Origin of the sequence: Bacillus sp. FSL K6-3176, assembly GCF_038003325.1 — a bacterium.
GTDB classification, from domain to species: domain Bacteria; phylum Bacillota; class Bacilli; order Bacillales; family Bacillaceae; genus Bacillus; species Bacillus altitudinis.
On record NZ_JBBOOX010000001.1, the window covers coordinates 2,940,032 to 2,963,156 of the forward strand.

The 23,125-nt window shown below is 41.4% G+C and carries 23 protein-coding genes; 6 read left to right on the top strand and 17 right to left on the bottom strand.

Going from position 1 to position 23,125, the window contains the following annotated elements:
• Positions 1-155 precede the first annotated feature (155 nt).
• The gene (locus tag MHB38_RS15415; RefSeq protein ID WP_268414207.1) at positions 156-620 is read left to right on the top strand and encodes a DUF2691 family protein; all 465 of its coding nucleotides are present in this window, start codon (positions 156-158) and stop codon (positions 618-620) included.
• A gap of 78 nt (positions 621-698) precedes the next feature.
• Here MHB38_RS15415 and yunB read toward each other — a convergent pair whose 3' ends face one another.
• From yunB to MHB38_RS15435, 4 genes are all read right to left on the bottom strand, one after another.
• Positions 699-1,469, bottom strand: coding sequence for a sporulation protein YunB (gene yunB / locus MHB38_RS15420; protein WP_007500406.1), 771 nt, complete (start codon positions 1,467-1,469; stop codon positions 699-701).
• 69 nt (positions 1,470-1,538) lie between these two features.
• Entirely contained in the window at positions 1,539-1,844 is a 306-nt protein-coding gene (locus MHB38_RS15425; protein WP_007500404.1) for a YunC family protein, read from the bottom strand.
• A 67-nt stretch (positions 1,845-1,911) separates the two neighbouring features.
• Positions 1,912-3,285, bottom strand: a complete 1,374-nt coding sequence (locus MHB38_RS15430; protein ID WP_212046974.1) for a bifunctional metallophosphatase/5'-nucleotidase — start codon at positions 3,283-3,285, stop codon at positions 1,912-1,914.
• Between the two features lie 63 nt (positions 3,286-3,348).
• Positions 3,349-4,200, bottom strand: coding sequence for a DUF72 domain-containing protein (locus tag MHB38_RS15435; RefSeq protein WP_008346854.1), 852 nt, complete (start codon positions 4,198-4,200; stop codon positions 3,349-3,351).
• A 311-nt stretch (positions 4,201-4,511) separates the two neighbouring features.
• Between MHB38_RS15435 and MHB38_RS15440 the strand changes: the two genes are divergently transcribed.
• Positions 4,512-5,684, top strand: coding sequence for a PucR family transcriptional regulator (locus MHB38_RS15440; RefSeq protein WP_212046973.1), 1,173 nt, complete (start codon positions 4,512-4,514; stop codon positions 5,682-5,684).
• A gap of 64 nt (positions 5,685-5,748) precedes the next feature.
• Positions 5,749-6,906 (top strand): oxalate decarboxylase family bicupin, encoded by a 1,158-nt coding sequence (locus MHB38_RS15445; protein ID WP_081114364.1) that lies wholly within the window; start codon positions 5,749-5,751, stop codon positions 6,904-6,906.
• Positions 6,907-6,954: 48 nt separating this feature from the next.
• Here the strand turns inward: MHB38_RS15445 and MHB38_RS15450 are convergent, their stop codons facing one another.
• On the bottom strand, positions 6,955-8,148 hold the full coding sequence (locus MHB38_RS15450; protein ID WP_212046972.1) for an MFS transporter: 1,194 nt from the start codon (positions 8,146-8,148) through the stop codon (positions 6,955-6,957).
• Between the two features lie 163 nt (positions 8,149-8,311).
• Positions 8,312-9,547 carry a pyridoxal-phosphate-dependent aminotransferase family protein gene (locus tag MHB38_RS15455; RefSeq protein WP_046526580.1) on the bottom strand — a complete coding sequence of 412 codons (1,236 nt, stop codon included), beginning with the start codon at positions 9,545-9,547 and terminating at the stop codon, positions 8,312-8,314.
• Between the two features lie 173 nt (positions 9,548-9,720).
• Here MHB38_RS15455 and MHB38_RS15460 point away from each other — a divergent pair, with 173 nt between their 5' ends.
• Positions 9,721-10,599 carry an endonuclease I family protein gene (locus MHB38_RS15460; protein ID WP_046526533.1) on the top strand — a complete coding sequence of 293 codons (879 nt, stop codon included), beginning with the start codon at positions 9,721-9,723 and terminating at the stop codon, positions 10,597-10,599.
• A 120-nt stretch (positions 10,600-10,719) separates the two neighbouring features.
• On the opposite strand, the gene MHB38_RS15465 is transcribed toward MHB38_RS15460, so the two are convergent.
• The 10 genes from MHB38_RS15465 to MHB38_RS15510 form a co-directional block, all read right to left on the bottom strand.
• Complete coding sequence (locus MHB38_RS15465) at positions 10,720-11,178, bottom strand: hypothetical protein (protein ID WP_341003867.1); 459 nt, start codon at positions 11,176-11,178, stop codon at positions 10,720-10,722.
• Positions 11,179-11,303: 125 nt separating this feature from the next.
• Positions 11,304-12,023 (bottom strand): IucA/IucC family C-terminal-domain containing protein, encoded by a 720-nt coding sequence (locus MHB38_RS15470; RefSeq protein ID WP_341003868.1) that lies wholly within the window; start codon positions 12,021-12,023, stop codon positions 11,304-11,306.
• 21 nt (positions 12,024-12,044) lie between these two features.
• Positions 12,045-13,082, bottom strand: coding sequence for a FecCD family ABC transporter permease (locus MHB38_RS15475; protein WP_017367999.1), 1,038 nt, complete (start codon positions 13,080-13,082; stop codon positions 12,045-12,047).
• Positions 13,075-14,091 carry a FecCD family ABC transporter permease gene (locus tag MHB38_RS15480; RefSeq protein WP_007500383.1) on the bottom strand — a complete coding sequence of 339 codons (1,017 nt, stop codon included), beginning with the start codon at positions 14,089-14,091 and terminating at the stop codon, positions 13,075-13,077. The genes MHB38_RS15475 and MHB38_RS15480 overlap by 8 nt, the downstream gene beginning before the upstream one ends.
• 70 nt (positions 14,092-14,161) lie before the next feature.
• Positions 14,162-15,115, bottom strand: coding sequence for an ABC transporter substrate-binding protein (locus tag MHB38_RS15485; RefSeq protein ID WP_007500381.1), 954 nt, complete (start codon positions 15,113-15,115; stop codon positions 14,162-14,164).
• Between the two features lie 139 nt (positions 15,116-15,254).
• The gene (locus tag MHB38_RS15490) at positions 15,255-16,157 is read right to left on the bottom strand and encodes an alpha/beta hydrolase (protein ID WP_060832621.1); all 903 of its coding nucleotides are present in this window, start codon (positions 16,155-16,157) and stop codon (positions 15,255-15,257) included.
• 71 nt (positions 16,158-16,228) lie between these two features.
• A complete protein-coding gene (locus MHB38_RS15495; protein ID WP_047945374.1) occupies positions 16,229-17,140 on the bottom strand; it encodes an alpha/beta hydrolase in 912 nt (303 codons plus the stop codon).
• Between the two features lie 291 nt (positions 17,141-17,431).
• Positions 17,432-17,860, bottom strand: coding sequence for a phosphate-starvation-inducible protein PsiE (gene psiE / locus MHB38_RS15500; RefSeq protein WP_052320794.1), 429 nt, complete (start codon positions 17,858-17,860; stop codon positions 17,432-17,434).
• A 38-nt stretch (positions 17,861-17,898) separates the two neighbouring features.
• Positions 17,899-19,206 carry a HAMP domain-containing sensor histidine kinase gene (locus MHB38_RS15505; protein WP_341003873.1) on the bottom strand — a complete coding sequence of 436 codons (1,308 nt, stop codon included), beginning with the start codon at positions 19,204-19,206 and terminating at the stop codon, positions 17,899-17,901.
• On the bottom strand, positions 19,193-19,888 hold the full coding sequence (locus tag MHB38_RS15510) for a response regulator transcription factor (RefSeq protein WP_008347003.1): 696 nt from the start codon (positions 19,886-19,888) through the stop codon (positions 19,193-19,195). The genes MHB38_RS15505 and MHB38_RS15510 overlap by 14 nt, the downstream gene beginning before the upstream one ends.
• A 236-nt stretch (positions 19,889-20,124) precedes the next feature.
• Between MHB38_RS15510 and MHB38_RS15515 the strand changes: the two genes are divergently transcribed.
• Positions 20,125-21,330, top strand: coding sequence for a DUF418 domain-containing protein (locus MHB38_RS15515; RefSeq protein WP_025207933.1), 1,206 nt, complete (start codon positions 20,125-20,127; stop codon positions 21,328-21,330).
• An 80-nt stretch (positions 21,331-21,410) separates the two neighbouring features.
• Here the strand turns inward: MHB38_RS15515 and MHB38_RS15520 are convergent, their stop codons facing one another.
• Positions 21,411-22,343 (bottom strand): helix-turn-helix transcriptional regulator, encoded by a 933-nt coding sequence (locus tag MHB38_RS15520; protein WP_255389802.1) that lies wholly within the window; start codon positions 22,341-22,343, stop codon positions 21,411-21,413.
• Between the two features lie 83 nt (positions 22,344-22,426).
• Between MHB38_RS15520 and MHB38_RS15525 the strand changes: the two genes are divergently transcribed.
• On the top strand, positions 22,427-23,071 hold the full coding sequence (locus MHB38_RS15525) for an FMN-dependent NADH-azoreductase (RefSeq protein ID WP_341003880.1): 645 nt from the start codon (positions 22,427-22,429) through the stop codon (positions 23,069-23,071).
• Positions 23,072-23,125: the final 54 nt, after the last annotated feature.

Sequence of the window (23,125 nt, forward strand, 5' to 3'; positions counted from 1 at the left end):
CACTATTCAAATAAGGAAAACAATGAACATTTATCATGGCACGTGATTCGTATGGAATCAAGTGGTCAATTAGGATAAGAACAGATCACATAAAAAAAGTCTAAGCATCGCAGCCAATGAAAGATTACTTCACAAAGAGTTAGGGGGTTGTTTTTTTGAAAAGAGGAATGACCTTTACCATTCCAAATGAATATGGAGCCTTCCTTGGAGAAGTACTAAAACCGATCGACATCACCAAATTCAGCTGGCGAATCGATACCGAAGACTCGAATATACTAGTTGATGGCCAAAAAGATGAAGAACTTTTTCCTGAAGGTAAAACAGAAATGGACGGTATAGAACTCAAACACCTCATTGAAAACAAGACGTATTATATGATTTTCGCCGATTTACAAGCATATCCAAAAGGGACATTGTCTCATATTAAGACCTATGAAGAATTTATTGAAAGCCAATGCGAGCTTGTTCTTTTAGTGGCCGATTGCTCCTATGTCACGATCTATTGCAAAAATAAGGGAACACTCGAATGGCTATACAAGAATGCAGTTGAATGTGGATTTGAAGACGTGACCTATATCACCGATGAAAATGATGCAAGGACAAGACTGTCTGTTTCGTAACAACAAAACGTTCATCACAAAAACACTATATGCAATCACAGTGTATGAAAAAAACAGCCCCATCCGTCCATTGGGCTGTTATTCTTTCTTCTCCTTTTTTTCTGGCAGAACAATCGATGGAGCGCCTGAATTTGTTCCGCTGCCATTATAATAATCTGGGACATCTCCTTGAACGGCTTGAATGGAGACAGGCACGGAGTTTTTGACGACGATGGTTTCTGAGGCAAATGGGATGATGACTCTCACCTTCACCTCAATGAGCACACTAATATCAATCAAGGCATTGTTGATGCCATAAGGCTTAATGTTTTTTTCAACGTCCGTATGCGGGTCACCAATGACACTGAATCGTACAGGCACTTTTGGTCCTAGGTTGGCGATAAGTGCATTTCCGGACGCTTGCCCAAGCGGAATGTTATATATAATGCCGTCATGTCCATCTGTTTGATCCTTTAATGCTTCTTTTGCCTCTTTTTGAAAATTCCCCTTTTCAATGTCCTCTAGATTTTTTTGAAGGTGACGTGACAGGTCAGCCATTGCTTTCGATGTTGCTTGCGCATTGAAGTCGATAGTTGTCACTTTTCCGTTCTCACTGGTATTCATCACAACCATATCCTTCATATTCTCCTGATCATCTGCAAAATCCTGAACAGAATATTGGATAAGATGATTGGCGATTCGTTCTGTTTCTAGTTCAGCAATGTGAATCAACGTTGGTTTAATGGAACGATTGATGAAGAATAGGCTAATGACAGTTGAGAGCACAAAAAATAATATGGCAAGCAGCATGACATAACGAAATGGCAGAGGGCCCTTTTTATAGGGGCGATAACGGCGGTTCAATCTCAATAAAAAATCCCCCCTTCTCCATTACAAGTGTATGCAGACAGGCGGGGGGATAGGAATCATCTGTTCATTTTATTTCACCATTTTTAATAATGCATCTCTTCCAATTGTGCCAGCATGAATGCCGAGCGACTCAGCGGCATATGTCACAGATTCTAAAGGTGCATCCAGCAATTGCTCGATGGTTCTTACACCGACTGCTCTTCCTGCGATGATTCCTCTATCTGCAAGCTTTTCATTTAGGAGCCCGACATCAAGTGCACCGCACATAATATAACCATGCTCATTTGTCACTGCCATGAAATTGGTCTTTGGCAGTTTGACGGTGACGGCTGTAAAGGAATGGCCATCAATTGTAATAGGTGTTAAATTCACCATATCCCTTCACTCCCTTCAACACAATCTATGTGAAGGGAGGGCAAGTGTTGTTAGGCTGGAGCGGATTTCACTTTGCATCCTTCAATCGCCAGCTCAGGACATCACGTAAAAATTCCGGCATGAAATATTCAATGTGTTCATGGTCACGTATATGAGGAAAAAGAGAGCCAAGTGTATACATATCCACTGTGCCAACTGTATAGGACACGTCCTCTTGGATCAGCTCGCCGTTTACATAAACCTCTTTTACCCGTTTGGCTTCGCCCTCTTCTAATGTATAAGTCAGACCGCTGTATAGCATTTTTCCCATTAATTCTCCTCTAAACCCAAAGCCTTTGATGCGTAGCTGTTCCATTTTTTCTTCACAGCCACGAGACACTGTTTCGATCAATTGCTTCCCAGTAAGTGTCACCCTGATTGGATTAATGGGATGCGGGCATATCCGGTGAATGTCTTCTCTAGTGACGATGCCAGCCTCTAATGAATCAAGCACCATCCCTGCATTCATCATGCCGATATCTGCCTCGCACCATTCTTTAATGGCATCTGTTAAAAGTTGCGGAAGCTGGGAGTCATCAAACCACTTTGTTTCGAGCTTTGATTTAATGGATGTCACTTTTTCCTGCATGAGTGACTTCGCTCGTCTTTCAGCTTTCTGTAAAGTCGTGATCGCTTCATCGGATTCACTGATCAGCTGGTCCACTGATTGCACCGTCGCTTTTTTCTCGATGAGCTCGCTACTCGCTGTATCAATGGTCAGCTCGACACAGCCAATATAATGCCCATACTTTTCAGCACATGCAAGAAGAACGCCATTATCCATCTCGCCCTGTTCTAAAAGATGATGCGTATGTGAGCCTAAGATGATGTCGATTTCTGGGAAGTCATGGGCTACCTCTCGATCATGGATGATGCCAAGATGGGAAAGAAGAACAATGACATCGGCTTGTCCTTTCACTTCTTGTAGCATCTCCCGTATGCTCTCAAATGGGTCTGTAATGTCCCAGCCCAGCTTTTCATAGACAGGTGTATACGCAATGGTCACACCTAAGACGGCGATCTTCAGTCCATTTTTCAACGTGATCACTTCATAAGGCTTTGCCCACGATGGTCTTTTGCCTTTTTCAAATAAATTAGATAAAATCACCGGGAATTGCGCGTCTTTGTACAATTGGTCGAGCTGCTCATGAGGCAACGTAATGCCTTCATTATTACCAATTGTGACGCCATCATAGCCAAGCTGATTGAGGAGTTTAACATTCACTTTTCCATAATCAGCTTCTGATACAAGGTTTACTCGATCCATATGATCGCCAATATCAAATAAGAGCATCTGATCGTGAACTTGACGCTTTTCTTCAATATAAGCTGCGATTTTTGGCCAGTTTTCAAAGTGGCTATGCAAGTCGTTTGTATGATATAACCATAGCTTCTGCAGCATGTTGATCTCTCCCTCAAGTTGTCACTGAACCGTCTCGTTCAAATTGAAAGCCACAGCTCTCATTTAACTAAATAAATCTAACTGCTTCGGCGATAAGCTTGAATACGTCAAATCCAGTAAATCAATCATTTGCTGGCCATTCGCCGCCGCATCTCCGCCTGAGTTATTATTAAATACGACATATACATCTTTCGATTGTTGATGCAGGATGTCGAGGTTCTTTTTCCATTCCTTTAGTTCAGCTTCATTATATAAATATAAGTAACGAACTTCACGCCAGTTCTCATGATCTGCCGGGTGAAGCCAGCCTTGTTTATTTCTTCCGTGGAAACGGACCAATGTTTTGTCACGGTGTGTGGCTTTTATGACTGGCGGTATAGATCCTTCTCCGACTTGCGGTTCATCACAGACAGAATGAATCCACCCTTCTTTCTCCATAAAGGATAAGGTTTGTTCATAAAACTCGTCTGAAAACCAAGTTCGGTTTCGGAATTCGAGTGCACAAGGAATGTCCCCCATCTTCTCCTTACACCATCTTAAATAGTGGACGTGCTCCTTTTTGCAATCAAACCATGGTGGAAATTGAAACAGAACCATCGCCAGTTTCCCTGCTCGAATGAGAGGAGTCAGTGAAAGAATAAAGGCATCAAACATTTCTTCCTTTGAAGCAAACGGGATCTCGCCTCTTTGATGCCCGGTCATTCCTTGATATGCTTTCACGACAAATTGAAAGGCGTCTGGCGTATCTTTTATCCATTTTTCATGGTTGCGCTCAGGCTGAACAGCATAAAAGCTTGCATCCAGTTCCACAATGGGAAACGTTGATGCGTAGTGAAACAGCTTTTGAGAGCTGCCGATTCTCGGCGGGTACAGACTGTCATGATCGCCCCAGCCAGTTAATCCGATATAAATCATCTATCTCACCTCTTGCCACTTGCTTGTCTAAACGGATTTTCCCATTGAAAGTCTTTGTTTCTTGGGATACCCATCTTTCTGAAAGAAATTCTTCTGTCTACAACATATCATATTTACCCATTTTTCTGAATGAAGATGACTGATGTGATGTTGCCCTGCCATCTTTTTTGTGATATTACATCACAACTTTCTATCTAAATTGAATGAAGCTGATAACATAAAATTGATATCAGAGACTTTAACAGCGATTGTCCATTTTTTTATTCATCTTCACCAAAGGCTTCAGCTCTAAAAAAGGAGAATGAGTGGATATGAACATTGTCGATCATCATGTTGAAGTATTGCAAAAAGTGGCCCAAAGAATTCATCAGCCTGTCTATTTGATCAATCAGTATGGACGTATTCTTTTCACCTCACTCCAAGGTATGACAAATCCAGATTGGATACAAATGCTCCGCTTGTTTCACAGTACGCAGCAGCACTATTTTTCTATGGTTCATTCAAAAGAAAGCGTTTCTGTTTTTCCTATCTATATAAACGAACAAGCTTATGATTATTTAGTCGTTCCCGCCTTCATTCATCCCCAAGACGACATGGGGCTGCATTTGATAATTGTACAAGCTGTAAATGCCATGTCCATTTCACGCATCAAACAACATGCCATCAAGCAATCGACAGAGCGAGCCAAAAATGAATGGTTTCGCAAATGGATGGAGGGCACGATTTCCTCAGAGCAAGATGCCACCCGCCTAGCACGCATGTTTGAATTAAACACAACGATTCCCTATTTATGTATCGTCTGTCAACTTGATCAGAGCAATCATTTCTCTTGTTTCCTTAAGCAGCAAACCCTTGTAGATGATGTGTTTGCTTTACTTGAAAGCACCCTTTCGCACTGTCCATATCCCGCCTTTCTTTTTGTCAAAGGAGATATCGGCATCTTCCTTATAGAAGAGACTGGCGGGTGGCAGGCAATGAACAAATCGATCTGCTCTTTTTTAAAACAAATGCAGATCCTTATTAAACAGCATGTGAATGCCACCATTTCCTTTGGTGTAAGCTTAAGCGGTTATCTCATCACCGATCTGCCAAAAGGATTCAGTGAAGCTGCCCATGCTCTGCAATCAGGCCAGCTCTCATTACGGGCTGAATATATTCAGTTCTATCAAGCAAAAGATGTTTCAAATTTACTGAAGCTCATCCCACCAAAAGATTTAACAACATTCTATGAGCGGTATCTCCACCCATTATATGAACAATCACAAGTCGACCCAAATCTTCTCCACACCTTATCTGTTTATGTCGAAACACATTGCCATATTTCAGAAACAGCCAAACGTTTATCTGTTCATCGCAACACCGTGATATATCGACTGGAGAAATGTGAAGAACTGCTCCAGATCAGCCTAAAAGATCCTGACGCAACATTGCGCTTGCGATTAGCTTTGCGGATTCAAAACCACCTTTCATCCGATTCCAATTGAATCTTTTTTTCTTACGCCTCATATATTTTGGAGGAGAAGTGTGAATGACAAGGAGTGGTGTCAAATGGATGAGGAGATTCGTCACATCCCGCAACCGATTCGAGACGATGGGGCCGGCGCAACCGATTTAGGCCCGCGAGACGTTCTGCGCGATTTGGAGAACCCAGATATGTTCGTCCCCCCAAAAACGGATGCGGGGACGATTCCTAATTTAAAATTTTCATATTCTGATACACATATGCACTTGAATCATGGCGGCTGGTCGAGGGAAATTACCGAGCGAGAGCTGCCTGTTTCAACAACGATTGCTGGTGTAAACATGCGGCTTACGCGCGGGGGTGTTCGTGAGCTTCATTGGCATAAGCAGGCGGAATGGGCATATATGATTTTAGGCAAAGCCCGGATCACATCTGTAGATGCAGAAGGACGGAATATGATCGCTGATGTAGAAGAAGGAGACTTGTGGTATTTCCCGCCCGGTATTCCGCACTCCATTCAAGGTCTTGAGGATGGCTGTGAGTTTCTCCTGGTGTTTGATGATGGTGCTTTTTCTGAATTTGATACGTTCACCATCACAGACTGGTTTGCTCATACACCAAAAGACATTCTTTCTGCTAATTTCGGCGTGCCAATCAAGCTGTTTGACCGCATTCCACATAAACAGCGCTATATGTTTCAAGGCTCTTCACCGGCATCCATTGAAAGCCAAACCGTCTCTGATCCATACGGCGGCATCAAACCGCCATTTACCCATCAGCTCCTTCGTCAAAAACCAATCGTGACCTCTGGTGGAACAGTGCGAATCGTCGACTCACGCAATTTTCCAGTATCTAAAACGATTGCTGCTGCACTTGTGGAGGTAAAACCTGGCGGGATGAGAGAAATGCACTGGCACCCGAATAATGATGAGTGGCAATACTATTTAACCGGTACAGCCAAAATGACGGTTTTTGGAGCAGGCGGGACAGCTCGCACCTTTAATTACAGAGCAGGTGATGTTGGTTATGTTCCTTTCGGGATGGGGCATTACATACAAAATATCGGGCAAACGAGCCTTTGGTTTCTAGAAATGTTTAAAAGCGATCGATTTGCTGATATTTCATTGAACCAATGGATGGCCTTAACCCCTCCTCAATTAGTGAAGGAGCATTTGCATGTAGACGATGCATTGATTCATGCGTTGCATAAAGAAAAATCACCAGTCGTGAAGTATGAGCGATGACGAAAAAAACCGATCCATTTGTGCTGATCGGTTTTTTCTATGCAGCCTTTACGATACGGCATGGGAATGTTGCTGCGCTTTTTTCGCCCATAAAATAGAAGCAATGAAACTCATACAAAGCACCAGCGTTCCAAAAATAAATGGCAGCTCAATATTCACATCAAATAAAATACCCGCAAGACTTGGCCCGACGATATTCGCAAGGCTCATAAAGGAGGTATTGAGGCCGCCTGCTACCCCCTGCTGATTCCCTGCCATTTTAGAAAGTAATGTATTAAGAGCTGGACGAACAAACGAGGTGGCTGATAAAAATAAAATGGAGCCCGTAAAAATGAGCCAAAAGGAAGGAGCAAAGCGGCAGGCGATCAGCATAAACGCCGCAGCTAAAAGGGCATAACGGACGACACGCATTTCGCCAAATCGTTTCACAAAGGTATTTACTAAAGCACCTTGAACGATGACACCCGCAAGTCCAGCTACTGTAATGACAAATGCAATATCCTTCGGTGTAAAGCCATGTTTTTGGTCCACATATAAGCCAAAGATCGATTCAAAATGAATGATTCCGAAATTCAAAACAAAGGCCAAGATAAACAAAAAACCGTATGGTGTTTTTAAAGCCTGAATCATCTGCGTAAAAGGATTGAAATGAAGCTCTTTATTCAATCGTGCTTCTTCCTGCTTTTCCTTTGTTAAGGTTTCAGGTAAGAACAAGAAAGACAACAGCGTCGACAGGGCTGCAAAAGAACCAGCGATGAGGAAAGGAAAAGCAATCCCAAACTCAACCAAATAACCCCCAACACCCGGTCCAATGACAAAGCCTAACGTCATTGCTGCACTAAATAGCCCCATTCCTTTCCCTCGATCCTTTTCACTTGTGATATCAGCAATGTAGGCAAACATGGCGGGCATCAGCAGCGCACCAGCAGCTCCGCCTAAAAACCGAGACACAAACAGCATCCAAAGCTGATCGGCAAATGCAAAAATAAATTGAGCTACCGTAAAGCCGGCAATCCCGGCAATAATCAATTTTCTGCGTCCAAACCGATCAGTCAGCGCTCCAGCGACGGGTGATAAAGCAAATTGTGTGAGGCCAGTTGCAGCAACGAGGAAACCAAGTGTTTTTCCAGTTGCGCCAAAGGCTTCAATATAACTTGGCATGACAGGAACGATCAGACCAAATCCAAGCATGGCAATAAAAATATTGAGCATCAAAATGTACAATCTGCCCATTTTTTTCATATTAAAACCTCTTTCTTCAAAATAAATGAAAATGATGACAAAAATGATAAGAACTTCTTCAGTATAGCGATATCGCTCTCTATAAGTCTAGTTTTTCAAAAAACAGCGTTTTTTCCCAAATAAAAAATACCCGCTGGTGGCGAGTATTTTGAGTATCCCTTTTTTATTCAGCTTGTTCATAGATGGAAAGAGCCGCCTGTAACCCAGCGCCACAATTGATGGCTGCGCCGTATTTCATCAAGATGGCTTCAAGGCCTGCTAAAACAAATAGAATATTTTCCTTTCGGCAGCTATAGCCCATTGAGCCAATTCTCCATATCCGTCCTGCAAGCGGCCCAAATGAACTCGCAATTTCAATTCCAAAATGATGAAGAAGATCAGCCCGGACCGCTTCTCCGTCGATATCACTTGGAATGACGATACACGTCACGACTGGCATTTTGCAGTCTGGATCACCAAATAATTCGAGCCCCATCGCTTCAAGGCCTGCCATTAAAGCCTTTTCATGAAACAAGTGGCGCTGAAAACGTTCCTCCAGACCTTCCTCTAGCACAAGTCGAACCCCTTCTCTCAGTGCATAAAGCATCGTCGTCGCTTCTGTATGATGATTTAACCGCCTCGGGCTCCAATAATCTTGCAGCTGGCTTAGATCAAAGTAATTGCTTTTGATTGGAGAAATGTCTACCTGTTTTTGCAGTTCGTCCTGTGTTGCAATCCCTTTTTCTACTTTCTTTCTCGATTGTACGACATCTGCCACCCGGTCATTATATGTGATCGGTGACATCCCTGATGGAACAGACAAGCATTTCTGTGAGCCCCCAATTGCCGCATCGATTTTCCATTCGTCTACCTTGACCTCGACTCCACCAATTGTCGCCACAGCGTCTACAATAAAAAGCGCATCAAGCGCTCGGCATGCTTCACCAATTTTCTCAAGCGGCTGTAATCTTCCGGTAGATGTTTCACCATGAACCATCGCAACAATTTTCGGCTTGACTTGATGCATCTCTGCGATGATGTCGTCTTGCTTAAAAACCGTTCCCCATTCACATTCCATTGTATGTACCTCAGCACCATAGCGCTGTCCAATTTCAATCAGCAAATGACCGAAGCGTCCAAAGACCGGAACGAGCATGACATCTCCGGGCTCGATCACACTGGCAAGCACAGCTTCAAGTCCTGAGCGGGACGTCCCATCAATTGGATAAGCCCATTCATTTTCTGTTTGAAAAAGTGATCGTAATAAGGTCATCGTTTCATTCATGATCTCTGTAAATGCAGGATCAAATTGACCAAGAATTGGTGTACTCATCACCCGAAGGACTCTCGGATCTACTTCGACAGGTCCTGGTGTCATAATGGTTCTAATAGGTGTGTGTAGTTCTTTCACGTTATCCATCCTCTCCCTTGCTGTGTCCATCCTTATATGCCCACTTATACAGCAATGCTGATAAAATAGCAATCTCTTTTCTTACGAATTGATTACATAAAATTTACGATAAATCCATTTATTTCTTTATGGCAATATGATAGAACTAAAGAGTATACATTCCCTATGAAGGAGGAAATAGAATGAAAAGATCTTTATTTGGAACTGTGGCCGCCGGAATCATGATTTTCGGTACATTTGCCGCTCCGTTGCCTCCCGCTGCAAATGCTCAAGGCTTTACTCTGAATGAACCGAGTCAAACCATCACCTTTTCCCCGTTACAGCTTCAAACCGAAACATCTGCTCAACAAGCGAAAACAACCGCTTCAAGTCAAATTGATTCCTATTACCAATCTGCTGCTGGCAAATCTGGGCCTGCTCTTAAGAAAGCATTACACGATATTATTGATGATCATACGCAGCTATCCTACAGCCAGGTTTGGGATGCATTAAAGAAAACGGATGAAGATCCAAAAAATCCAAGCAATGTGCTCTTGCTCTATAGCGGTATCTCCAGGTCAAAGCAAGCAAATGGAGGAAACGTGGGACAGTGGAACCGGGAGCATGTGTGGGCTAAATCTCACGGCAATTTTGGGACGAGCCAGGGACCTGGTACAGATCTCCATCACCTTCGGGCAACAGACGTACAAACGAATAGCACACGAGGAAATTTAGATTTTGATATAGGCGGAAATGAATACAAGGGAGCGCCGGGTAACTTCTACGACAGCGACTCATTTGAACCTCATAGCCGGGTGAAAGGAGATGTAGCAAGAATGCTCTTTTATATGGCCGTCCGATATGAAGGTGATGACCGTTTCCCAGATTTAGAATTGAACAACAAAGTGAATAATGGAAGCGCCCCTCTTCACGGCAAAATGTCTGTCCTATTGAAATGGCACAAGCAAGATCCAGTCGATCAAATCGAACGGAATCGTAACGAAATCATCTATCAAACGTACCAGCACAATCGCAATCCTTTCATTGATCACCCTGAATGGGTAAGCGATATTTGGGAATAAAAAAGAGAGGCACTGCTATGAGCAAGCAGTGCCTCTTTCCATTACTATCTCTATAAAAGATGATCATACAACATCAAACACACTTCTCATCTTATAAAGATTCTGATCATTATGTTATGTTTATTCCCCCAATTTACTAATAATAATTCTTTCTACATTGCGATCTAAACAGAAAAACTCTATTTTGATATCATGCTTTGAATCCTTATAGCCTAAAATTTCATATCCCTGATCGTCATTTTTACGATAATAATTTTCACCTAGATAATCATAGATATCTTTTTTAGTTGAATGAATATTTATTGTGTTGTTTATATTACTTTGATTATTTTCTAAAGAGATTGCCACTATTTCTTTTCTATTATTCACTTTAAAATAATTTGAATTTGAAGTTTTAATCCACTCGTTTTCACTATAGTTTCTCTTTATTAATCCCAACTTCAATTCTCCCACCTTTAATTCAGTAAGATTTGTACTTTTTACTTTAAGAAAAGAGATGTGGTTTTTAAGTGGTTGAATGAAAAACAAGCCAATGATGATGATGAAAATAAAGATGATATATATGATAACTTTTTTCATATCAGTTCCTTCCATAAATGATGATATAATGAAACAATATAACATAAATATCATATTTAAATTTACGTATAAATATTTAAGAAAAATCTAATCTAATAAAAAAACACCTTGCATAAGGTGTTTTTTTACTTTAGCGGACAGACGAGACAATAATCAAGGCTCTCTGATTTTTTCTCAAGCTTATAATACATACAGCAAGTCTTTCGATTTGATGTGTCTAGCAAACTTTCATCTAAATTTAAGCTGTGCTGAAAAGGATTTTGCTTCACTCCGAAAAGATCACCCGATGCCTTCTTCAGAAACAAATAATCCTCCCGTATGCGCTCTTTCATTTTAGGCTCTTCCGTTTCTCGCATCATGCTACGGTAAAGAGAATTGATACGTACCGCTACATTTTCCCATAAAATCGAATACGGAAGTCTTGAAGTACGTTTCAATACATCTAAAAGAGGTGTGACACACTGCGTAAATAGCATGCGGACGACCTGCTCTCTCCACTCATGACGATCTCCTTCTAACTGAACAAATGAACAGAGCATTTCATCTAGCTCAATTTTGCGATCTTCTCTAAAGACACACGCCTCTGGTGAAAACCGGTAGACAGCATCATACATCGTCATCAAGTACAAAGTAGAACTAACAGCTAAATAGGCATAGCGTTTTGAAAACATGGACGCCGCCACTGCTATATTCGGTGCATGCATCGCTTCCTTTTCAGCTTCTAATAAACGTCTGATAGATGCTTCTGAAAAAAGCGCAGCAAGTGTGCGATCAGATGTCATTGGTCCATTTGTGATGTGTACCCCGAAATCAAGTAATTCTCTCTCAACCCACTCTGGCTTCATATCAAAACCCCCATCTTTCGTTTAACGATTTCGCTGTTGATATAACAAATAAATAAAGAACGGTGCACCAATTGCCGCCGTAAAAACGCCTGCCGGAACATCTAACGGAAGAAAAGCCGTTCTCGCAACTAAATCTGCCAGCATCACGAGAATACTTCCAACAAGCGCAGATGCTGGAACAAGCGCAATAAAGGAACGACCGATGATCATCCTTGCCACATGTGGCGCCATCAGTCCAACAAATTCAATACCACCTGCGAATGCAACGGCAATACCGGCTAATGTCACACTCATCAGTAGAAAGAATAACCGCTTCGCCTGAACCTTGACTCCGAGACCTGTTGCAAGATCATCTCCAAGCTCCTTCACATTCATCGTTCTTGCCAGCACCATGACAATCGGTAAAATCATCAATACCCAAGGAAGCATTGCGATGACGTCCTTCATTGTAGAACCATATAAACTGCCCGTCAGCCAGATGTATGACTTGGTCGTGGTCATCGTATCGCTGAGCACAAGAGTAAACGTCACACACGCCTTCATAATGGCGGAAATCCCAATCCCCATCAAGACGAGCGTGATCGGCTTGACGCCTTTTTTCCATGAAAGCAAATAAATCAGGCATGATACCGCAAAAGCGCCTGCAATGGCCCACAAGGATTGATACGCAATAGGCACAGTGCCCATCCAAAAGACGATGAACATAATGGCGCCAAACGACGCACCGCTCGTAATTCCTATGATGTCAGGCGATGCAAGCGGATTTCGAATGAGACCTTGTAAAATAAGCCCCGATACCGCAAGTGCCGCTCCCACTAAAACCGCAAGCAGGGTCCTTGGAATCCTCAACGTATTTAATACAAACGTATTTCCCTCGCCTTGTCCGAAGATATGCAGTAGCACATCAGTAGGCGGAATAAAGCGGCTGCCCATACAAAGGCTCAGAATAAATAAACCAAAGGCAACGCCTGTCAATAATAGTAAAATCAAAAACGTCCGCTTTGAAAATTGAAATGAAATGCGCCCGCCCTTTGAACGCACTGTATATGTTTTAGCCACCTGTCTTCAACCCCTTGCGCACGAGATAAACAAATAGAGGCGCTCCTGCTACCGCCGTCATGACACCTATCGGTACTTCCTGCGGCATGATCAGAAAACGAGCGGCAAGATCTGCGACAAGTAAAAGCGAAGCCCCTACAACGGCACAATACGGCAGTACCCAGCGGTGGTCAGGTCCAACAAGCTTTTTCACAATATGCGGCACAAGAAAACCAACAAATCCAATGGATCCTGCGACAGCGACGGAACCTCCTGCTAAAAAGACGACAAGTACCCCCATCGTCATCTTCAAAAGCAACGTACGCTGGCCAAGCCCTTTCGCAATATCATCACCCGATAAAAGGACATTGATCGAGCGGCCAAGAAGCAGCGCCACCACAGTCGCCCCAAGAATATAAGGCAGCACAGGCAGCAGCATATCTATACTTCTTCCTGACACTGAACCAGCCATCCAGAACAGGATGCTTTGAATGGACTGTTCATTCACGATTAAAAGTCCTTGAGTAAAGGACGCAAACAGAGCAGATATCGCAGCACCTGCGAGTACAATTTTGACCGGTGTCAGTCCGTCTCTTCCAATGGAGCCTAGAAGAAAGACAAGCATACCTGCAATGGCAGCGCCTAAAAAGGCCGTCCACATATAACCTGTTAACGACTCGGTAGAAAAGAAAACAATCGAAATCACAATAAAAAAGAGTCCACCTGCATTAATACCTAAAAGATCTGGTGCAGCCAGCGGATTTCTCGTCAATGCCTGCATGAGTGCACCTGAAATCGCTAGACTTGATCCAACAACCGTCGCAATTAAAGCTCTTGATAATCTGGATGTCATGACAATCACACTGTTTGGATCTGACTCATCAAACTGAAGAAACGCATGGATGGTGGCTTTGAGGGAAATTGAGGTTTGCCCAAGAGAAATACTGAGCATAAAAAAGACCAACATCAACACGATGAATCCAGCAAATAGCAGTGCCTTGCTCGAATCCTTTTTTAATAAACTTCTCATCTGATTCCCGCTTTCAATCTGTTATGGAAAAAGGAGAAAATGGTTTTTCACATTTTCTCCTCTGCTACACTTATTTATCAAGCCCTAGACGATCATAAATATCATCAAGCATCATGTTTGCAGCGGTGATACCGCCAGCCATGTTCCAAGTGATTTCATCAACTTTATGCACTTGTTTCGCTTTCACTGCATCAAGCTGCTTCCATAAAGGATGACTTGTCCACTCTTTATATGCTTTTTCAACTGCTTTATCCTGATCATCCATGAAGTAATAGATCACATCTGCATCCATTTGTGGAATGCTCTCTTTGTCTGTAAGTGTAATGATATCTTGCTTTTTATCTTTGACATTTTTAGGACCTTCAAAGCCTAGCTCTGTTAAAATTGAACCTGCAAACCCAGTTTGATAGATTCTTGCATGATCTGCACGGAAGTTCACCACAGACACACTCATTGGCCAGTTTTTAATGTCTTTCTTTGCTTTTTCTTTGAAGTCAGCGACGCGGTCATCCCACTTCGTCAGCAATTCTTTTGATTTATCTTGCTTGTTTAACGCTTCACCCATTAAATTCACTGTGTCTTTAAAAGTGAACACTGTTTCTGTTGCAACCGTTGGAGCGATTTCTTTCAGCTGATCAAAAATTTGCTCGTGACGGATTTTTGATGCAATGATCAAATCTGGCTTCAGCTTTTCAATTTCTTCTAAGTTTGGTTGTGTTTCCTGCCCAACAATTTTGACACCCTTTAAATCATCTCTTAAATATTTATACGTAGGTGCTTCAAGCCAAGATTCTACAACACCCACTGGTTTAATGCCCATAGCGACGGCTGCATCAGTTGCTCCTTGATACAACGTCACCACACGTTTAGGCGATCCTTTAATTTCAGTTGAACCGATAGCGCTTTCAACGGTTCTTGTTTTCTCATTACTATCTGACTTGCCTTCGCTGCTATTACTGCCACAAGCCGCAAGTAATACGATGGAGAGCACAACTAGTAGCGACCAAAAAGATTTTTTGAACATGTACCTCACCTATCCATTCTATATGTAGTCATATCGTTTGATAACGATTCTCATTATCACACTATGATTTTATCATAGAAAAGGATGGTGTCAATGTAAATTTTTAAGAAAAAGGTAGAGTGTTGACTAGTTGTTCAGGTTAAATGGAACTTTTCCACATTTGGATGGTACACCCAATCTTTTTTCCCGATTCTAGTAAAATGGACAAATGAGTATGGTTTTCTATCACTTGGTAAACAGATTGATTTTTCACCTGCTGATTTGGAAGCGCCAGATATGGATGAAATTTGTCTACGTCGTATAACTCATCCTCGCTTCCAACAAACATGCCATAAGGCTGGTCCAGCCTTGCAAATTGTTTTTGAGGTGCAGATGGCGTTAAGGCAAGAGACATATTGATGGTAATGCCTGTTAAAAGAAGTGGATCTTGTGCAATCACCCATGCTGGGTAGTGAAATCGTACAGCTTCTGAATGCCCCATCAGCCTTCCTTTTGTCATCGCAGATAGCACGAATTTCCAAACTTGAACTGTGGCAAAAGGGACTTGATTAGACTTCGCTGTGTCAGATTTGTAGCCAAATTCAGGAGCAATAAAAAAGTAACCGTCTACTTTTCTTTTTTCATCCCAAGATAGATATTGAAGCAGCAATCCAGCTCCAGAGGAATGACCACAAAGATAAAGTGCTCCTTCGTGCTGCTGTTTGATGACATCCACAACTTGCGAAATATCTTGCCACACGTCAGTGACTTTGGGTGTATCCCCCTTCTTTCCTTCAGAATATCCGTGGCCTCTCAAATCCAGCAGAAACACATTCACGTGAAAATCATGTTGCAATGTATAGGCAATATGCTCATAACCAGCCAAGCTGTGAGCGCCTCCGCCATGAATGATGATCACATTGGTCTGCGTGTTTGTTTCTGATAAAAACGGATAATAAGCAAGACGAATGCCGTCATGTGATTGAATGAACTGTCTTTCTGGAATAGCTACAGGAGCTACTTCCTGCATACTTGTAAATGAGAACGGTTCTGTTTCGTTCATAATTAACTTTTGATCCTCCAATTAGAAACGAGAATGGCTAGAGCATTGCTGGCCATCCTCATGTTCGCATCCTATTTTGTCATATCCCTCAAAGGGAACGTCTTACTCTCAATAATGGCGACAATTTGTTTTAACGCTTGGTTCGCTTCGGGAATAGGGAAGACAGGAAAGACGTGATTCATTTTTGGGTATTCGATATAGTTGATGGGAACACCCTGCTTGTCTGCCATCTCTTTGAATTTCCGGGCATCTGGGAGAAAGAATTCATGAGTGCCAATAAAAACAGAAATTCGTCCTAACGATTTGATTTCTCCATAGATTGGACTGATCAAATGATGTGTTTCATCTGTATCACCTGCATAGGCTTTGCCCGATTCGATTAGTAAATCTAGGTTGAGCATTGGCTCTTTTGGAACCATTTTAGCGATATCAGGATTACTTAATGTCACATCAAGCCATGGTGATAATAGAATCAAGTTTCCAGGCTGCGGAAGACCTTTTTTTGCTAAGTATTGAGCAAAGGCCAACGATAAACCGCCGCCAGCAGAATCACCCATGATGACGATTTTTTCTGGTGTTCCTTTTTCTAAAAGAGCTTGGTAAACTGGGAGAACACTCTCGATTGCATCCATATACTGATGATTCGGTGCTTTAGGATAAACTGGCACATATACCGTACTATTTAATTGCTTCGTCAATCGATCCAAGAAACGCCAATGCCATACGAGCGGCTGCTCAATATAGCCTCCTCCATGTAAAAATAGCACCTGATGATCATCTTGCTGCACATCTGATTTCAACATGTACGTATCGACTGAAAACATGCTGCTTTTGGTGATGTGATATTTCTTTTTCAACTTCTCAGGCAGCACATAAGGTAATTGATTCGCCATTCTTCGTTCCTCTAAATACCCCTCAACATTCAGTTTCTTCTTTGTAAGTACAAGTAACCATTCAACAAACAAACTTTGAATACTTCGCATACGATCGACCCCTATAGATAGAATGATGACAATCAATGTCTAGGAAAAGAATGGTTTCTCTTTTTCTAAAGCATAACATAAGAACTTGTGAATCCGTTAACTGCTTTGGACAGAATACCTTTTCTATACATCTATTCATTTATGAACACCTGTCTATTTATATTATATTTTCTAGATACATCATCATCAATTGTCAATCTTTCAATCATTGTTCATTAATCAACACATATTCAAAAACTGTTCATTTAAACACAAAAAAGACGAGTGTTGACCACTCCTCCTTCTTCTTCCTCACTTCACTTCCTCATGCTCATGAGCAGTATCTCTTTTGCTCGCGATAAAGAGTGCACAGGTCATTGCAAGTATGGCCAGTGCCCACCAGAATGTCGATACGGCCTGTTCATGATCAATGATAATCAAACGGATGACGGCTGTGATGCCAATATAAATAAAATAGCGAAGCGGAAAATGAAAGTTGGATTTAAAGTATTTAATAATTAAGGCGATAAATTCAAAATACATAAAGAAGATCAGCAGCTCGCCAAGCATTCCATAATAGCTTTCTCCTTTGTTAAACAATGTTTTATAGACGAATTGCACGATGTACCATGTTTCACTAATTAAGAGTACGCTTAGCGCAATCGCTAGAAAGAACAGGCAGATATTCAGAAGGCCTTGCAAGAGATCAGGTACCTTTTGGAAATTGTTGAATCGTTTCATCAGATTGTTTCCCCATTCCATGATGTTGTTTTTGCTCTCTACATTTTGGTATTCCAAAATCGCAGTACGATGTAGTAGGTATCGTGTTTTTCTAAACTTTCAAACTGTCCATGCATTCGGGACATCATCCGCTTGATGCTTCGTTCCCCGAGTCCATTGCTTTCCGGGATGATGTCTGTCTTTTTTATCGCATTGCTCACATGGATTTCAAAGACATCTTGGTCGGATAAAAAAGTGATCTGAATGTCCTTTTCAGGATCTGCGTATTTACGTAAGTTAGACATCACATTATCAAATACTCTGCCAAGCTCCTCGACATTCACATTAATATAGCTATCCGGCATTTCGCCTACAATATGGACCGTGAAATTCTCCTGATGCAGCAGGGCGACCTGATCTGATAGAAGATCATAAATCACTTCTTTCACTGCAACGGTTTCAAGCTCTGACTCGTGATCTTTATCTAGCAGGAAATAGGCAAATAGATTGTCAGACAGATTCTTTAATTGCAGGGCTTTTCCATACGCACTCGCTATATATTGCTCCTTGCGGGTATCCGCTAGAGCCTCCTCTTTTTTGGCAAATTCCAGATTCATGATGAGTGATGTCAGCGGGGTCCTCATATCATGCGACATTTCGGTCACCAAGCTGCGGCTCTCTTCCTGCAGATCATCAATAGCGTGAAGCTTGTCCAAAAAGGCTGTTCTTAAATCCTCAATGCTCTTTGCAATCATGGCCAATTCATCATGCCCCTTCACTGTCATCTCATAATCGAGCTCACCGCCTTCAAGAATATGAATCTCTTCACGGATCGTTTGCAAGTAACGTAGGCTTCGGCGAATGCCAACAAGCACAATCAGGAGAAAAATGAGTGTTGCACCAAGCAGTTCTAGTGTAAAGGCGAGATCGTGATATCGAGAGGAGTAAAACCCGTCTACCATAACCCTACCTTCTCCGTCGCTAAATTGAACCGGGTAAGAATGACGCTTTGCGTAGTCGGTCACCTTTTCTTTTCCATAGGCCGATTCATCAGCGGCAGAGTAAATCGAGTCATATTGAAGCACTTCATCCTTGTAAACAGTGAGATTAATATAATCTTCTTTTTTCACCCACTCACCGAATGCTTTTCGATCCGTTGAAGTCAGCTCATGTTCTGAAACGTAGCGGCTGAATGTTTGAATGTATCTAGCAGATTCTTCCTTATAGTACTCATCCGAACTTAAATATCCTTCAATCAGGTGATCGGTGATCTTTTGCAGTGTCAAAAAGACAACACCACTTACGATAGCAGCGACCAAAATGAGCAGTGACAGCTTTTTGGTCAGCGTATATTTACGATGTGCCAAACCGGTATCCTCTCCCCCATTCTGTTTTGATATACACGGGACGAGCCGGGTCATCTTCAATTTTGGCACGCAGCTTTCGGATATGCACCATGACCGTATTGTTTGAACAATAAAAATAAGGCTGGCCCCACACGCTTTCATAAATATTTTGAGCAGAAAATATTTTGTTTCGTTTGTTCATGAGCAGTTTTAATATCCGATATTCTAAATCAGATAACTTGATTTGCTGCCCATTTTTCCACACTTCATTAAATTCCTCACTCACCTTCAGGCTACCGCCAACTAAATAGGTTTCTTCCTGTTCCTTTTTTTCCTGATAGATGGTATATCTGCGCAATTGCGCCATGACCCTAGCGTGAAGCTCCTCTTCTGAAAAAGGTTTTGTCATATAATCATCTCCGCCAGCGAGTAATCCTTCGGTTTTATCCAATGTACTTGATCTGGCTGTCAGAAATAAAATGGGAACGTTTGAGGAGGCTCTTATTTGCTGGCACGTTTCTATACCGGAGATACCTGGCATCATGACATCCAAAATCACCAAATCAAGCGAATCATCTACAACATACAATGCCTGCTTGCCATTCATGGCTCTCAACACCTCATACCCTGTACGTGTCAGAGATTCCTGCAACAGGTCACTAATATCCTGATCATCCTCTACAACTAATATTCGATGGGTCATATCTCTCTCACCTCATCCTCCATGACTTCATTCTTATATGTTATTACTATATATCATCTAGCTATGTGAAAAGATACACCATAAATCTTAAGTGTTTATGAATATGATCAATTGCCATCAAGTTGTCACATTTATTTTCAAAAAATTGGATCTTCATAAATGATTAAGAATTGACCTGTATATTGATTCATTGAAGGATCTATCTTTAGATCCAATACATGAAAAGGAGCATTAATATGAATGTAAGCAAGGTAGAACACGGACAACCAATGAGTCTTAAAGAACGGGTGCATTTCTTGGACATCGTACGAGGATTCGCCTTAATGGGAATTATTTTGGTCAACTATTTTTTGATTGTGGATTCGGTCAAGGGATTTGAGATGGAGTCTAATGATGTATTTCACAACTTGGTGAATTGGTTCGCCTCAGGGAAATTCATTACGTTATTTTCCTTTCTATTCGGGGTTGGGTTTATGATTTTTATGGATCGAGCTGCTCAGAAGGTGGACAGCCCGAACAAGTTGTTTGCTCGCAGATTAACCATTCTCTTAGGGATTGGTCTTCTGCATGTCACGTTTGTATGGATTGGAGATATTTTAACCTATTATGCTGTCGCGGGCTTCTTATTGCTTTTCTTTTACAAACGCACAGCCAAAACCCTCCTGTACTGGCTGATCACACTCTTTGTGATTCAATTGCTCACGCCTCTTTTCTCAATGCTGCTCAACACCATCAGTACAGGATCATCAGGCAAGCCGGATTTTGCTGATTTCGAGCTGACTAGCCACAACAGTCTGACTTATTTAGCATCTATTGGTGACCGGTGGGCCGATATGGTCACGATGGCTTCCAGCTCATTTTCCACTGTCTATTCGATGTTCTTCATGTTTTTACTTGGTGTGTATTTTGTGAAAATGTCGTTTTTCAAAAACATGGAGACGAAAAAAGCGATTTGGAATCGTATTTGGATGATTTGTACAATCGCTTTTCTTATCACACAAGGCAGTACGATTATGACAGCGGTCACCCCTTTTGAACATACGCCATGGATGAACATTGTCTCTACACTTGAGCAAAACGGTGGATTAACTGGCAGTATGTTCTATATGAGTTCACTCGCGATGCTGTTTTTGCACGTTCCTCAGCTGCGAGGTGCTTTGATGGTTTTTACCAAGGTCGGACGGATGTCCCTGACCTGCTATTTGCTTCACTCGATCATTGGAACAGTGCTGTTTCTGAAATATGGAGCCGGACTTGCAGATCATCTTCAACCCGCTGGTACGTTCTTCATTGGCATTGGCGTGTATGCCTTCCTTGTCCTTTTCAGTACGTTATGGTTAAAGCGATTTAAGTCTGGACCGATGGAATTTATCTGGCGTCAGCTGACGTATGGAAAGATCAATGACAAATCGAAAACAAATACATTTCAGGCGGCGAAGTAATAGAAAAAAGGCGAATTACGACAGTTCGCCTTTTTTTAATGTGTTAAGTTTTTTGTGATTCAGATACAATCCGTTCATTTTTAATATTGATCCATCATTTCTTGCAATTGAGTCAAATAACTCTCTTTTAATTCATCGGGGTATTCAATTTTCACATGTTTCCCAAATGAGATCAAATAGTGAGTCATATACGATAATTCTTCTTGGTTGTATCCCCCTACAATATAAGGCGTATCTTCAATGATCTCCAATCTCATATTCGGATAATGATTCTTCAAAAACTTCTCTTTCCCTTGTTCCGTTAATCGACATTTAAAAGAGATATCATGATAGGTTTTTTCGTACTCGAGCTGCAGTGCTTTTAATTCTTCCTTCGTAAAAGTGTCTTTCGTTTCTTCTTCGATCATCATGTCCGTCATACAATCACATCTGTAGACGCCCCACTTTTTATTCTGAACATCAAATGCTTCGGTAAACCAAATTCCATTTCGATAAAACAACTCAAGAAATTGTAGCCTGATCCTTTTATGTTCATATTGAGTGTATGTCATCTTCACGATTTGATCTTCCATCATTGCCTGCAATATCAAATCCAAATGATTTTGTTCACTCACTGGCGCGACATGATAGTAATGAATCACATCCAAAATCTCCGTGATCCGATGTTTTCTCTCATCAGACATTGTAGCAAACAGTTTTTGACGAATCTGTGAGTAAGACTTTTTAAACGGTGTTGCTGACAACAGATCTAGGGCTTTAAGAGCGAAAAAAATGGCTTGAACTTCATCTATTTGAAAATAGATCGGAACCAATGGAGATTGATTCACGAGCCGATATCCTCCATGTCTGCCATTTTCAACATAAAAAGCTAAGCCCATGGACTCTAGCTCTTCCATATCTCTTAAAGCCGTACGTTTAGAAATACCGAATTCCGCTTCTAAATCTTTTAATTGAAATGAGTATTTATCGCTTAAAAAAATAAGCTCTTGGTTTAATCGTTCTGATTTTTTCATTTGATTTTCCTTCTGAAAAAGGTGCCATGTTGTGTCACCTTTTTATTTTATACTCAGTTTATCAAAAGAAAAGGAGCATGTATATGCAAACACTAATCATTAACGCGCACCCAGATTTCACTCATCGAGAAAGTTATTCAAACAAACTGCAAACACTATTTTTAAAGCAGTTTAAAGAAAGATTTCCTCATGAGGAACCAACCATTTTACATTTATATGGAACTGAAATTCCTCGTATCGAAATAGACCAGCTGCTAGGAATTTGGGATAAGCAAGCATCTGAACAATCATTAACAGCTGCCGAAGAAAAAATCGCCGCTGCTTCATCTGCTCTATTGGCTCAATTCAAAGCACATCATCGAATTGTGATTGTATCACCTGTTCATAATTTCAATGTGACTTCACGAATGAAAGATTATATAGATAATATCTTTATTGCGAGAGAAACGTTTAAGTATACAGAAGAGGGTTCAGTTGGTCTGATGACTGATGATTATCGTGTACTTTTGCTTCAAGCAAGTGGCTCAATTTTCACAAATAACGATCGGTACACACCACTGGAATTTTCATATTATTATCTAAAGGAAATATTCCAAAACTTGATGGGTTTTCAACAATTTCATATTGTCCGGGCACAAGGAACAGCGATTTTAGATCAAAGGACTATCTTACAATCTGCATCTGATGATATGACGAAAACCTTAGATGCGTTTTATGCACCTCGTTAACCTTTAAAGACCCAGAACGAAAAATTTTGCTCACTTGTCATCATTCTCATTTTT